General features: G+C 50.0%; 9 protein-coding genes. All 9 read right to left on the bottom strand.

The window, feature by feature from the left end; genetic code table 11:
- Positions 1-122, bottom strand: a 122-nt coding sequence (locus tag G9C99_RS13315; protein WP_231704078.1) for a GTP-binding protein, incomplete at its 3' end; no start/stop codon positions are given.
- A 54-nt stretch (positions 123-176) separates the two neighbouring features.
- Positions 177-2,294, bottom strand: coding sequence for an elongation factor G (gene fusA / locus G9C99_RS13310; RefSeq protein WP_166418013.1), 2,118 nt, complete (start codon positions 2,292-2,294; stop codon positions 177-179).
- Positions 2,295-2,316: 22 nt separating this feature from the next.
- On the bottom strand, positions 2,317-2,787 hold the full coding sequence (rpsG, locus tag G9C99_RS13305) for a 30S ribosomal protein S7 (RefSeq protein WP_166417997.1): 471 nt from the start codon (positions 2,785-2,787) through the stop codon (positions 2,317-2,319).
- Between the two features lie 12 nt (positions 2,788-2,799).
- Positions 2,800-3,171 carry a 30S ribosomal protein S12 gene (gene rpsL, locus G9C99_RS13300; RefSeq protein ID WP_039018325.1) on the bottom strand — a complete coding sequence of 124 codons (372 nt, stop codon included), beginning with the start codon at positions 3,169-3,171 and terminating at the stop codon, positions 2,800-2,802.
- A 265-nt stretch (positions 3,172-3,436) separates the two neighbouring features.
- A complete protein-coding gene (locus G9C99_RS13295; protein WP_166417996.1) occupies positions 3,437-4,255 on the bottom strand; it encodes a glycosyltransferase in 819 nt (272 codons plus the stop codon).
- Complete coding sequence (locus G9C99_RS13290) at positions 4,255-5,142, bottom strand: DMT family transporter (protein ID WP_166417995.1); 888 nt, start codon at positions 5,140-5,142, stop codon at positions 4,255-4,257. The genes G9C99_RS13295 and G9C99_RS13290 overlap by 1 nt, the downstream gene beginning before the upstream one ends.
- Positions 5,139-5,945 carry a glycosyltransferase gene (locus tag G9C99_RS13285; RefSeq protein WP_166417994.1) on the bottom strand — a complete coding sequence of 269 codons (807 nt, stop codon included), beginning with the start codon at positions 5,943-5,945 and terminating at the stop codon, positions 5,139-5,141. Before G9C99_RS13285 ends, G9C99_RS13290 begins: the two co-directional genes overlap by 4 nt.
- Before the next feature lie 130 nt (positions 5,946-6,075).
- Positions 6,076-10,365 (bottom strand): DNA-directed RNA polymerase subunit beta', encoded by a 4,290-nt coding sequence (rpoC, locus tag G9C99_RS13280; RefSeq protein WP_166417993.1) that lies wholly within the window; start codon positions 10,363-10,365, stop codon positions 6,076-6,078.
- A 48-nt stretch (positions 10,366-10,413) separates the two neighbouring features.
- Positions 10,414-14,547 carry a DNA-directed RNA polymerase subunit beta gene (gene rpoB / locus G9C99_RS13275; RefSeq protein ID WP_166417992.1) on the bottom strand — a complete coding sequence of 1,378 codons (4,134 nt, stop codon included), beginning with the start codon at positions 14,545-14,547 and terminating at the stop codon, positions 10,414-10,416.
- Positions 14,548-14,611 lie beyond the last annotated feature (64 nt).

Genomic DNA, 14,611 nt, shown 5'->3' with positions numbered 1-14,611 from the left:
GCTTTGAAATCGCCAAACTGCTTTGTGATCGCAGCTGTCAATGTGGTCTTACCGTGGTCAACGTGACCGATAGTACCAATGTTACAATGCGGCTTCGACCGCTCAAACTTTTCCTTAGCCATGGTGGCCTCCATTTATCAAGAGAGGGGAAGCGCAGAACGCTTCCCCGATTTCGATTAGGCGAATTTCGCCTGAATTTCGTCTGAAACAGACTGCGGCACTGGATCGTAGTGATCAAACTGCATTGAGAAGTTCGCACGGCCAGAAGACATGGAACGCAATGTGTTGATGTAACCAAACATGTTCGCCAATGGTACAAACGCATCAATTGCGATTGCGTTACCACGAGCGTCCTGCCCCTGAACCATACCACGACGCGATGTAAGATCGCCGATGATACCACCAGTGTATTCTTCTGGTGTGATCACTTCGACTTTCATGATCGGCTCGAGCATTTTCGCGCCAGCTTTGCGCATGCCTTCACGCATACACATACGTGCAGCGATTTCGAACGCAAGAACGCTGGAGTCAACATCGTGGAATTTACCGTCGATCAAAGCAACTTTAAAATCGATCACAGGGAAGCCAGCAAGTGGGCCGCTGTCCATGACTGATTTGATGCCTTTTTCAACGCCAGGGATGTATTCTTTTGGAATAGAACCACCAACGATTTTAGACTCAAAGCTGAAACCTTCGCCAGGCTCCGTCGGAGAAATAACCATTTTCACTTCGCCGAACTGACCAGAACCACCAGATTGTTTCTTGTGGGTGTAGGTATGTTCAACTTCGTGACCAATGGTTTCACGATAGGCAACCTGAGGGGCACCAATGTTCGCTTCAACCTTAAACTCACGACGCAGACGGTCCACCAGAATATCGAGGTGAAGTTCGCCCATGCCTTTCATGATGGTCTGACCAGATTCAAAGTCAGTTTCCACGCGGAATGACGGATCTTCTGCCGCTAGGCGCTGAAGGCCAGTCGACATTTTCTCTTGGTCACCCTTGGTTTTAGGCTCCACCGCGATTTCGATCACTGGATCTGGGAAGTTCATTGTTTCCAAGATCACAGGAGCGTTAATCGCGCAAAGCGTATCACCAGTGGTTGTGTCTTTAAGACCGCCAAGAGCGATAATGTCACCAGCGAATGCTTCGGTGATTTCATCACGATCGTTGGAGTGCATGATCATCATGCGGCCAACGCGCTCTTTTTTGCCTTTGGTCGAGTTCAGGAAGCCATCGCCTTTTTCGAGTTTACCGGAGTAAATACGTGTAAAGGTCAAAGAACCAACAAAGGGGTCATTCCAGATTTTGAACGCTAGCGCGGAAAACGCCATGTCATCATCTGCACGGCGCGCGATGTCACGAACCTCTTCTTCGTCACCTGGCTTAAAGCCCATGTAATCTTCAACGTCCAGCGGGCTGGGCAAGAAGTCGATCACAGCGTTGAGCAAAGGCTGAACACCTTTGTTTTTAAACGCAGAGCCACAAAGAACTGGGACGAAAGTCATTGCAAGTGTACCCTTACGGATCAACTCACGTAGCTTTTCGACTGATGGCTCTTCACCTTCGAGATAAGCTTCCATGGCATCGTCGTCCATTTCGACGGCCAATTCGATCATCTCGCTGCGCATTTCTTCGCACTTGTCTTTGAGTTCAGCGCGAATTTCGCGGTGTTCCCAAGAAGCGCCAAGATCTTCGCCAGCCCAGACCCATTCCTTCATGGTGACAAGATCAACCATGCCTTCAAGCTCAGTCTCAGCACCGATTGGGCACTGGATCGGCATTGGGCGTGCGCCTGTGCGATCTGCGATCATGTCAACACAGTTGAAGAAGTCAGCACCGATTTTGTCCATCTTATTGACGAACACAATACGTGGAACCTTGTAGCGGTCAGCTTGACGCCACACGGTTTCAGTCTGAGGTTCAACACCAGCGTTGGCGTCTAGAAGTGCAACAGCGCCATCGAGAACAGCCAAAGAACGTTCAACTTCAATAGTGAAGTCAACGTGCCCTGGAGTGTCGATGATGTTCATGCGGTGCTTTTCAGAATCCGCAGTCGCGCCATCTTCGGTGCGTTCCCAGAATGTGGTTGTCGCAGCCGAAGTAATGGTGATGCCACGTTCTTGCTCTTGCTCCATGTGATCCATGGTAGCAGCGCCGTCGTGAACTTCGCCAATGTTGTGTGACTTACCAGTGTAAAACAGGATGCGCTCTGAACAGGTAGTTTTACCTGCATCAATGTGCGCCATGATCCCGAAGTTACGGTAGCGGTCGAGGGGGTATTCGCGTGCCATTTGGTCAATAACCTCTGTGGAATTACCAGCGATAATGGCTGAATGCTTTGTTCGCATCGGCCATTTTATGGGTGTCTTCGCGCTTCTTCACGGCAGTACCGCGAGAGTTCACTGCATCAAGCAGTTCACCAGCAAGACGCTCTTCCATGGTGTTTTCGTTGCGCTTACGAGCAGCGATAATCAACCAACGGATTGCAAGCGCTTCGCGACGCTCAGGACGAACTTCAACCGGCACCTGATACGTAGCACCACCCACACGACGTGAGCGAACTTCGACAGAAGGTTTGATGTTATCAAGAGCTTCGTGGAATACTTCCACTGGAGCACGTTTGATTTTCTCTTCAACGCGATCAAATGCATTGTAAACAATGCGTTCGGCGGCAGATTTTTTGCCATCGATCATCAGGTTGTTCATAAATTTCGTCAGAACTGTATCACCAAATTTGGCGTCTGGCAGAACTTGACGTTTCTCGGCGGCGTGACGACGGGACATCTCGGCCTCTCCTTATTTAGGACGCTTCGCGCCGTATTTCGAACGACGTTGTTTACGATCTTTAACACCTTGGGTATCCAACACACCGCGCAGGATGTGGTAACGGACACCCGGAAGGTCTTTTACACGGCCGCCACGGATCAGAACAACTGAGTGTTCTTGAAGGTTGTGGCTCTCACCTGGGATGTAAGAGATGACTTCGAAACCGTTGGTCAAGCGAACCTTCGCAACTTTCCGCATAGCGGAGTTCGGTTTCTTAGGAGTAGTCGTATAAACACGTGTACATACGCCGCGTTTCTGCGGGCACGATTGCAGGTGCATCGACTTTGAGCGTTTTACTTTCGGCTGGCGCGGCTTGCGGATCAGCTGTTGTATCGTTGGCATTCCGGTTATTTCCCCGTGTCGCAACACATTTCTAGTTTCAAAAGCACTTTGCATCATTACAAAGCGCCAAAACCGCATACGCTTCCGCTTATTCGGATGCGACGCGGCGGGTATACAGAGGATCAAAGTTATACTTGGATCATGACCACAATAGTTCTGATTTAGGCGATAGTGGGAATACTCCCTGCCCAAGTGAGCGCCGTATATGGGGAGTCGCAAGTGTTGTCAACAGGTCGCGCGGAAATCCGCAGCCCTGACAACCCGATCAAAGCGCCTTTAATCCAGCCTCAAAAGAAGCAGTGTTAAACGCAAATCTCTCACTCAATGTTTGCTTCATTTGCGTCATTTCAAAATCGAATTCAAGTCGATTTATTTTGATCGGACTATCATTTGTCCAATGCGCCCCTCTCAGAAACATCATTTTGTGCTGGAGTGACACAACAGGCATCCGCCGCGCGATTTTGTAATGCGGGAAGTCCATAACAGACCGTTCGTCATTCGGTGGAAGATAGATAACCATGCCCGGCGCCCAGTTTGGTGCTATGACAGGTGTATAGGCAACCTGCCCTTCCTTTTCCGCCAGCACAGCCACCCCTTTGCTAAAGTCGACCGCAATCCTATCGGAGTTTTCAGTTAGCTTTGACACCCGATGAAATTGCAACCGCGTTTGGGCCACAAAATCCACCGCCACAGCATCATCGTCATCCAGCCGAAATTCGGCCACCACTCGCGCATTAGGATAACGCGCATCGGTCATCAATTCTCGATACAAATCGCGATGCGGCTGGCTTGGCCGAAAAACGGGAACAATTTGTTTAACATCACGGATCATATCCAGCATGCGACTGCGATATGGTTCTGGAAAATCATCACCGAATAGAAGCAAAAGCGTAAACCGTTTATCAGTCTGCGCCTTTAGTGCCGGCAACGCCATGTGCTCGAACCAATGACACCGCAACTCTAGACGATCCGTACTATATAGGTAAGCCCGCCGTTCTTCCATTGTCGTATGCCGCGTTTGAAATGAATCGAGTGTCGCAGGAAATGAAAAACGACAAAGACCAAGGACCTGAATAAACCCCATCACGCCTGCCTCGCAAGTTGGCGCTCTCGATAGAAGGTAAACGCGCCCATCAACACAACGATCAACGCCCCCAATAACGTCACCGCATCGGGCCAATCCCCGAACACGAAGAAACCCAATACCAGCGCCCACAGTAAACCCGTATAGCGAAACGGGGCAACAAGCCCAATATCACCTTGCCGCATGACCATAACACTAAACAAATACCCCCCGACGACGCACAGGGCTGCAGCTGAAATGAACATCCAATGCACCACTTCCACAGTTGCCCAAGTTTCACCTAATGTCATTCCACCCGAAAACAGCAAAACCCCAATTGCAGCAGACAGCGCTACGGTCATCGAAGGTGTTTCGCGCGATAACCGACGGGCGACAAGGTCGCGAATTGTGATCATTCCCACGGCAAGCAAAGCGTAAATTGAGTAAAAATCAAATCCTGACGGACCAGGTCGGACGATCAAGAGTACGCCAACCAAACCAATCAAGATTGCAATCATCCGGCGCCATCCAATTGGCTCCTTTAAAAAGACAGCCCCTGCCAAGGCAATTGTCAAAGGTAGTGCTTGTAAGATCGCCGTCAGATTCGCCAATGGCATGTGAAACAATGCAGTCAGGAAGAGGTACGCCGTCGCAACCTCACATGATGTGCGCACCAATATCGCAATGCGGTCTCGTTTTGGGAATTTCAGGTGCAACGCTCCTTGTCGATGGGCAATTCCCGCCATCAAAACGACCGTTATAATGCTGCGAAAGAATAACGCTTGAAACAACGGGACATCAGCAGAGAGCAATTTCATAAAGGTATCGTTAAACGTGAAAAACGCCATGCTCAGCATCATCAAAATGCAGCCCTTGGCGTTGTCAGACAAAGCAGAATATTTGGTCATATGTCCATCACATGCTCAAGACCGAAACCAAATTCAGTCATTAAAAGGAGATTTATTTCACCGCGGGACATTGTCCGCTCTTTCCCTGACATAAACGACGTTGAATCATTGTCACCATGGACTGATCGAATGAACATCGGCGTATCAGCAACGGTATATGTGTCAAAATACGCCGGAAGCATCCGATGATTACGTACGTAGATATTTTGTTCGTAATCCGCAGGCGCGAGCAAGGATAACCCGATACCAAGAGGCGTCTTTTCTGAAACATCGTAGATGTCATTATCGCCATCCATAATATTCAGATAAAATCCCTTGTTATATCCAATCACGACTGGCGCTTCGCACCGTTCATGTTCAATTAGCATCGAAGCGGTGGCCTTTGTCCTGCGAGTAAATGATTTAGCAACGGCATCATCATCATCCAAACGAAACGTCGTAAAATGCGTCGCCCACGGGATCTTGATTGCATCAAAGGCCCGCCGGATCGCAATTTGATGAAGCCGTGGCCATTCATACACAATCCGCGCATCGTGCAGCCCAGTAATCGATTTTTCGAGCCGCTCCTTAGCCCAATCAGGAAGATTATCCCCAGTCAAGACAACAAGGCTGAACTCTTGGTCCTCTTGGGCAATCAAAGAAGGAATGGTCAATGTTTCAAGTAGATGGAACCGGCGTTCCAATCGTTCACGATCAAAAAGAAAGGTTTCTCGATCTTCATCGGTCTCATGTTCAATCCTGAAGCCTGTACGTGCCGGATATGAAAACCGGATTAGTCCTATAACCTGATTGAAATATTCCACGGCCACACTCGCAATTCATCTGTTCGATAAATTCACCTTAGACGGACCACCGCCATCTACAAGTAGTCTAGACAAAAGAAAACCCGGCCAGATTGCTCTGACCGGGTTTTCTCAATTCAAAAGTACGAAATTACTCGTCGCGGCTTTCCATTGTATCAACGAGACCTGAATCCAGAACCTCATCACCAAGAACATCGCCTAGACCACTTTCGTCGCCACCAAATGCAGGTGTCTCAAAAGCGCTAGGTGCAGCCAAAGCAGCAGCCTGTTCGGCTTCGATACGACGCGCCTCAAGAACAACGTTATCGCGATCATGGGCAACGCGGCGCATTTGCTGCGTTGCACCACCTGTCCCTGCTGGGATCAGACGGCCAACAATAACGTTCTCTTTGAGGCCAACCAGTTTATCCTTTTTGCCCTGAACTGACGCTTCGGTCAGAACGCGGGTGGTTTCCTGGAAGGATGCCGCAGAGATGAACGAACGTGTCTGCAGTGAAGCTTTGGTAATCCCGAGAAGGATGGGTTCACCTTTGGCTGGGCGTGCGCCCCGTGCCAATGCTTTTTCGTTCGCTGCGTCAAACTCAACTTTATCGACGTGTTCGCCTTTCAACAGAGTGGTCTCACCAGAGTCCTGGATTTCCCATTTCTGCAACATTTGGCGCACAATAACTTCGATGTGCTTGTCGTTGATTTTAACACCTTGCAGGCGATAAACGTCCTGAACTTCGTTGACCATGTAATTGGCAAGCGCTTCGACACCCATAACCGCAAGAATATCGTGCGGCGCCGGGTTACCATCCATCAGGTATTCACCTTTTTGGATGAAGTCACCTTCGGCAACCGGGATGTGTTTGCCTTTTGGAACCATGTACTCGACGGTTTCCATGCTATCATCAGCTGGCTCGATCGATACACGACGCTTGTTTTTATAGTCACGACCAAAGCGCACATAACCATCGATTTCAGCGATGATAGCGTGATCTTTTGGACGACGTGCCTCAAACAATTCAGCAACCCGAGGAAGACCACCGGTAATGTCTTTGGTTTTTGTTCCTTCACGTGGAATACGTGCAAGAACGTCACCAGCTTTGACATTTGAGCTTTCTTCAACGGACAAAATTGCGTCCACTGACATTGCATAAGTCACAGGATTACCCTGATCATTACGCATTGGTTCGCCATCTTCACCCATGATGATGATTTCTGGCTTCAACTCGTTGCCTTTTGGCGCAGAGCGCCAATCGATAACGATTTTCTGTGTCATGCCAGTTGCGTCATCTGTTACGTCACGCACGGCGATGCCGCTGGTAAGGTCAACAAATTTAGCAACACCGTCTTTTTCAGCGATGATCGGCAATGTGTATGGATCCCACTCAAACAGCTTATCACCACGCGCAATTGCTTGCCCATCGGTAACGTGCAGTTTGGAACCATAGCTTACCTTGTGAACAGCAAGTTCCTGACCAACTTCGTCGATGATCGCAACAGATGTGTTCCGGCTCATGACAACAGTTTCGCCCGCCGCGTTGGTCAACAGAGAAGCATTGCGCATCTCAATCTTACCTTCTTGGCCTGCTTCTTGGAACGATTGCTGGCCACCAGCCTGCGCAACACCACCAATGTGGAACGTACGCATGGTCAGCTGAGTACCCGGCTCACCAATGGACTGCGCCGCGATGATGCCGACGGCTTCACCTTGGTTGACCATTGTACCGCGTGCAAGGTCGCGACCATAGCACATGGCGCAAACGCCTTCTTCAGCTTCACAGGTCAATGGGCTACGCATCTGCATAGTTGCAACACCGGCTTCTTCAACGGCATCTGCTTTGCGTTCGTCGATCAATTCGCCAGCTTTTAGCAACACTTCGTCTGTACCTGGGCGCAGAACATCTTCGGCAGCAACGCGACCAAGGATAATTTCGCTGATAGGTGAAACGACTTCGCCATCATTGGTTGCTGCTTCGGCTTTGATTGAACGCTCAGTGCCACAATCATGCGCACGCACGATGCAGTCCTGTGCAACGTCAACCAAACGACGCGTCAGATAACCAGAGTTCGCAGTTTTCAACGCCGTATCCGACAGACCTTTACGGGCACCGTGGGTAGAGTTGAAGTACTCGAGAACGGACAAACCTTCTTTAAAGTTTGAGATAATCGGGGTTTCAATGATGTCACCGTTCGGTTTCGCCATCAAACCGCGCATACCGCCCAGCTGTTTCATCTGTGTTACAGAACCACGCGCACCGGAGTGTGCCATCATGTAAACTGAGTTTGGCTCTTTTTCAGACCCATCTTCGTCGCGACCAGTTGATGAAATAGTACCCATCATCGCATCAGTCAGCGTATCGTTACATTTAGACCATGCATCGATGACTTTGTTGTATTTTTCGCCCTGAGTAATCAGACCGTCCATATACTGTTGTTCAAAGCCTTTTACGAGATCGCGTGTACCGTTAACGATTTCCCATTTTGCTTCCGGAACGACCATGTCGTCCTTACCAAAGGAAATCCCAGCTTTAAACGCTTCGCGGAAGCCCATAGTCATGATCTGATCACAGAAAATCACAGACTCTTTCTGACCACAGTAACGATACACAGTATCGATAACCTGCTGCACTTCTTTCTTACGTAGAAGACGGTTCACAAGACTAAATGGTGCCTTGGAATTCTTCGGAAGAAGCGCACCCAAACGCATACGACCCGGAGTGGTTTCAAAGCGCTCAAGCACTTCGTTACCTTCGTCATCGTATTGCGCAAGACGTGCAGTGATCTTCGCATGCAAATGCACTTCGCCAGACGACAAAGCATGTTCCATCTCTTCGATAGAACCAAACACAGAGCCTTCGCCAATCATGCCTTCACGTTCGATGGTCGTATAGTACAGACCCAAGATCATATCCTGTGACGGAACAATGATCGGTGCACCGTTTGCAGGTGACAGAACGTTGTTCGTGGACATCATCAAAACGCGCGCTTCGAGTTGTGCTTCCAAAGACAACGGCACGTGTACCGCCATTTGGTCACCGTCAAAGTCAGCGTTAAACGCAGAACAAACAAGCGGATGAAGCTGGATCGCTTTACCTTCGATCAGAACCGGCTCAAACGCCTGAATGCCCAAACGGTGCAAGGTTGGCGCACGGTTCAACATAACAGGATGTTCGCGGATCACTTCGTCCAAGATATCCCAAACTTCGGGACGCTCTTTTTCAACCAGCTTCTTCGCTTGTTTCACAGTCGAAGACAGACCGCGCATTTCTAGGCGGCTGTAGATGAACGGCTTGAACAGCTCCAACGCCATCTTCTTAGGAAGACCACATTGATGCAGTTTCAGTTCAGGGCCAGTCACAATAACCGAACGACCAGAGAAGTCGACGCGCTTACCCAAAAGGTTCTGACGGAAACGACCCTGCTTACCTTTCAGCATATCGCTGAGAGATTTCAGAGGACGTTTGTTCGCGCCAGTGATCACACGACCACGACGCCCGTTGTCAAACAATGCATCCACAGATTCCTGCAACATACGTTTTTCGTTACGTACGATGATGTCAGGTGCGCGCAATTCGATCAGACGCTTCAGACGGTTGTTCCGGTTGATCACACGACGGTAAAGGTCGTTCAAATCAGATGTCGCGAAACGGCCGCCATCCAGCGGCACCAATGGGCGCAATTCTGGTGGGATCACAGGGATCACCGTCATCACCATCCACTCTGGGCGGTTGCCAGATTCTAGGAAGGATTCAACGATTTTTAAACGTTTGATGATTTTCTTTGGCTTCAGTTCGCCGGTCGCTACAGCCAAATCGGCACGTAGGTTTTCGGCTTCGGCCTCAAGGTCGATCATCGACAGCATTTCACGGATCGCCTCAGCGCCGATACCTGCTGTGAACGCGTCCATGCCATAGGCATCTTGCGCGTCCATGTACTCTTCTTCGCTCATCAACTGACCAAAGGTCAGGTCGGTGAGGCCCGGTTCGATCACAACGTAGTTCTCAAAGTAGAGAATACGTTCAAGATCGCGCAAGGTCACATCCAACATCAAACCGATGCGGGAAGGAAGCGATTTTAGAAACCAGATGTGCGCGCAAGGTGCGGCCAGCTCTATGTGGCCCATACGTTCACGACGGACTTTTTGAAGCGTAACCTCAACACCGCATTTCTCACAGACAACGCCGCGATATTTCATGCGCTTATATTTGCCGCAGAGGCATTCGTAATCTTTGATCGGGCCAAAGATACGTGCGCAGAAAAGACCGTCACGTTCCGGTTTAAATGTCCGGTAGTTGATGGTTTCTGGTTTTTTGATTTCCCCGAAAGACCACGACAAGATGCGCTCCGGAGACGCAAGAGAGACTTTAATCTCGTCGAACGTCTTAACCGGTGCAAGCGGGTTAAACGGGTTTGTTGATAGTTCCTGGTTCATTTTGCGTACCTTTTTCTAAGGGGATGGGATGAGGAAGGCGCGAACGCCTTACTCTTCCTCCGCATCCAGGAGTTCCATGTTGAGGCCGAGGCCCCGGACTTCTTTCACCAGCACGTTAAAGCTTTCTGGAACGCCAGCCTCATAGTTGTCTTCGCCTTTGACGATAGACTCATAGACTTTGGTCCGGCCCGCAACGTCATCTGACTTCACGGTAAGCATCTCTTGCAGGGTGTAGGCTGCGCCATAAGCTTCGAGAGCCCAGACTTCCATTTCCCCAAAGCGCTGACCACCAAACTGCGCCTTACCACCCAGCGGCTGCTGCGTAACAAGTGAGTATGGACCAGTCGAACGTGCGTGGATTTTGTCATCCACAAGGTGGTGCAGTTTCAGAAGATATTTAACGCCGACTGTCACTTCACGAGCGAACTGTTCACCGGTACGTCCGTCAAACAAGACAGACTGACCAGAAGTGTCAAACCCAGCACGTGTAAGCGAGTCATTAACATCTGCCTCTTTGGCACCATCGAAAACAGGCGTCGCGATTGGCACACCACGGGTTACGTTACCCGCAGCTTCGACCAATTCTGCCTCGTCCATGCTGGCAATGCCTTCGTCGTAGACATTTTCACCATAGGCGTTTTTCATAGCATCACGAACAGGCGTCAGATCACCAGAACGACGGTAGTCTTGCAGTGCGCCATCGATATCAAGACCAAGACCACGTGCGGCCCAACCCATATGGGTTTCAAGGATCTGACCAACGTTCATACGTGAAGGCACACCCAGTGGGTTCAGACAAAAGTCAACCGGCGTACCATCGGCGAGGAACGGCATGTCTTCCATTGGTACAACCTTGGAAATAACACCTTTGTTCCCGTGACGACCCGCCATTTTATCGCCCGGCTGAAGCTTACGCTTCACCGCGATAAAGACTTTAACCATCTTCATCACACCTGGTGGCAAGTCATCACCACGACGTACTTTTTCGACTTTGTCTTCGAAACGTGCTTCGAGCGTACGTTTCTGAACATCATACTGCGCGTTCAGAGCCTCGACGATTTGCGCGTCGCTCTCTTCTTCAACAGCAAGCTGCCACCAAAGACCACGTGACATTGTTGCCAGTACTTCGTCGGTGATTTCGGTTTTCGGACGAATGCCTTTTGGACCTTTAACCGCAGTTTTACCCAACAACACACCTTTCAGGCGCGCATAGATGTTGCGGTCAAGGATCGCGAGCTCATCGTCGCGGTCACGAGCAAGTTGTTCAACTTCTTCGCGTTCGATCTGCAAAGCACGTTCGTCTTTTTCAACGCCGTGGCGGTTGAATACACGAACTTCAACAACAGTCCCGAAATCACCCGGTTTCACGCGCAACGATGTATCGCGCACGTCAGATGCTTTTTCACCAAAGATAGCACGCAGAAGTTTTTCTTCTGGTGTCATCGGGCTTTCGCCTTTTGGTGTGATCTTACCAACTAGGATATCACCCGGTTCAACATCCGCACCGATGTAAACGATACCAGCCTCGTCGAGGTTGCGCAGCGCTTCTTCACCGACGTTCGGAATGTCGCGTGTGATTTCCTCTGGACCGAGCTTTGTATCACGGGCCGCAACTTCGAATTCTTCGATGTGAATCGATGTGAATACGTCGTCACGCGCGATGCGCTCAGAAATCAGGATGGAGTCTTCGTAGTTATAGCCGTTCCAAGGCATAAACGCGACGATCACATTTTTACCTAGGGACAATTCACCCATATCCGTGGATGGACCGTCAGCAATAACTTCGCCTTTGCCAACCTTATCGCCAACTTTCACCAGCGGACGCTGGTTAATGCAGGTGTTTTGGTTGGAACGTTGGAATTTGCGCATGCGATAGATATCAACACCCGCATCACCCAACTCGAGATCTTCGGTCGCGCGTACAACGATACGTGTTGCATCAACTTGGTCGATGACACCACCGCGTTTCGCCATGATCGCCGCACCAGAGTCACGTGCAACAATTTCCTCGATCCCGGTACCAACCAAAGGCGCTTCGGCCTGAAGCAGTGGAACCGCCTGACGCATCATGTTCGAGCCCATCAAGGCCCGGTTCGCATCGTCGTTTTCAAGGAATGGAATCAAAGATGCCGCAACAGATACCAACTGCTTTGGTGAAACGTCGATCAGATCAACATTTTCACGTGGAGACATTTGGTAGTCACCTGATTGGCGTGTGTTAACCAATTCGTTGACGAAATTATCGTTTTCATCAAGTGACGCGTTGGCCTGCGCTACAGTGTGGCGCATTTCTTCGGTCGCAGACATGTAGTGAACTTCGTCCGTTACATGACCATTTTCAACCTTACGATAAGGCGTTTCGATGAAACCGTATTTGTTAACACGTGCAAATGTCGCCAAAGAGTTGATCAAACCAATGTTTGGACCCTCTGGTGTCTCAATCGGACACATACGACCGTAGTGTGTGGTGTGAACGTCACGCACCTCAAAGCCAGCACGTTCGCGGGTCAAACCACCAGGCCCAAGCGCAGACAAGCGGCGCTTGTGCGTTACTTCTGACAATGGGTTGGTTTGGTCCATGAACTGTGACAGCTGAGAAGAGCCAAAGAACTCGCGAACAGCCGCAGCAGCCGGTTTGGCGTTGATCAAATCTTGCGGCATGACCGTGTCGATCTCAACGGAAGACATCCGCTCTTTGATCGCACGTTCCATGCGCAATAGGCCAACGCGGTATTGGTTTTCCATCAGCTCGCCAACAGAACGCACACGACGGTTGCCGAGGTGGTCAATGTCGTCGATGCCACCGCGACCATCGCGCAGGTCAACCAACGCTTTGATACAAGAAACAATGTCTTCTTTGCGCAAGGTGCGCATTGTGTCTTCGGCATCAAGCGCGAGACGCATGTTCATTTTTACCCGGCCAACGGCGGACAAGTCATAGCGTTCGCTATCAAAGAACAATGTGTCAAACAGGTTGCTTGCTGCTTCAACAGTGGGTGGCTCACCCGGACGCATCACACGGTAGATATCCATGAGCGCAGTATCGCGACCCATGTTTTTATCTGCCGCAACTGTGTTGCGGATGTAAGGACCAACGTTGATGTTGTCGATATCCAGAACAGGGATGTCGAGAATGCCAGCGTCCAGCAATTCTTTTAATGTGCCGCCGATAACATCGCCGTCTTTGTCCACTTCCCAAGTCAACTCATCGCCGGCTTCTGCGTAGATCGCACCAGTTTCTTCGTTGATAATGTCTTTCGCAACAAAACGGCCCACGATGTGATCAAACGGCACGAGAAGCTCAGTAACAGAACCTTCTTCGATCAATTTTTTCACGGCACGTGGCGTTACTTTTTTGCCCGCTTCGGCGATAACTTCGCCAGTTGCTGCATCGACCAAATCATAAGTTGGACGTGTACCGCGCAGACGCTCTGGGAAGAACTTGGTTGCCCAACCTTTGTTCTTCTTCAGTTTGAAATCTACGGTGTCGTAATAGGCATCCATGATGCCCTCTTGGTCCAGACCCAGCGCATAAAGCAGCGTGGTGACAGGCAACTTACGACGACGGTCGATCCGTGCAAACACGATGTCTTTGGCATCAAATTCGAAATCGAGCCATGACCCACGGTAAGGGATAATACGACACGCAAACAGGAGCTTACCTGAAGAATGCGTTTTGCCTTTGTCATGGTCAAAGAACACGCCAGGCGAACGGTGCATCTGGGAAACGATCACACGTTCGGTCCCGTTCACGACGAATGTGCCGTTCGGGGTCATCAAAGGCATGTCGCCCATGAATACGTCTTGCTCTTTGATGTCTTTTACAGATTTCGCGCCAGTATCTTCATCAATATCGAACACGATCAAACGCAATGTCACCTTCAACGGTGCTGCGTAAGTCATGTCGCGTTGCTGACATTCTTCAACATCATATTTTGGCTTCTCGAGTTCGTATTTCACGAATTCAAGAATGGAAGTCTCGTTGAAATCCTTAATCGGGAAAACCGATTGGAAAACACCTTTGATACCTTCGCCGTCCATGGGCTCCAGCGTATCGCCAGATTTCAAGAACAGATCATAAGATGATTTCTGAACCTCAATAAGATTCGGCATCTCAAGAACTTCACGGATTTTACCGAAGTATTTCCGAAGCCGTTTTTGGCCTAGGTAAGATTGAGCCATATGCGTGGTCACCTTCTTTGTTTTCGCGGGCACGTCCAAGTCGGGCCACAAGGCCGCGCCGCAC

Origin of the sequence: Cochlodiniinecator piscidefendens (assembly GCF_011326755.1) — a bacterium.
Classification (GTDB): Bacteria; Pseudomonadota; Alphaproteobacteria; order Rhodobacterales; family Rhodobacteraceae; genus Cochlodiniinecator; species Cochlodiniinecator piscidefendens.
The sequence above is the reverse complement of the archived record's forward strand: the minus strand, read 5'-3'. Positions and strand labels throughout refer to the sequence as shown.

Excerpts from the sequence above, each read along its gene's own strand:
- fusA (WP_166418013.1), bottom strand. The coding sequence starts at position 2,294 with ATGGCACGCGAATACCCCCTCGACCGCTACCGTAACTTCGGGATCATG.
- rpsG (WP_166417997.1), bottom strand. The coding sequence starts at position 2,787 with ATGTCCCGTCGTCACGCCGCCGAGAAACGTCAAGTTCTGCCAGACGCC.
- rpsL (WP_039018325.1), bottom strand. The coding sequence starts at position 3,171 with ATGCCAACGATACAACAGCTGATCCGCAAGCCGCGCCAGCCGAAAGTA.
- G9C99_RS13295 (WP_166417996.1), bottom strand. The coding sequence starts at position 4,255 with ATGGGGTTTATTCAGGTCCTTGGTCTTTGTCGTTTTTCATTTCCTGCG.
- G9C99_RS13290 (WP_166417995.1), bottom strand. The coding sequence starts at position 5,142 with ATGACCAAATATTCTGCTTTGTCTGACAACGCCAAGGGCTGCATTTTG.
- rpoC (WP_166417993.1), bottom strand. The coding sequence starts at position 10,365 with ATGAACCAGGAACTATCAACAAACCCGTTTAACCCGCTTGCACCGGTT.
- rpoB (WP_166417992.1), bottom strand. The coding sequence starts at position 14,547 with ATGGCTCAATCTTACCTAGGCCAAAAACGGCTTCGGAAATACTTCGGT.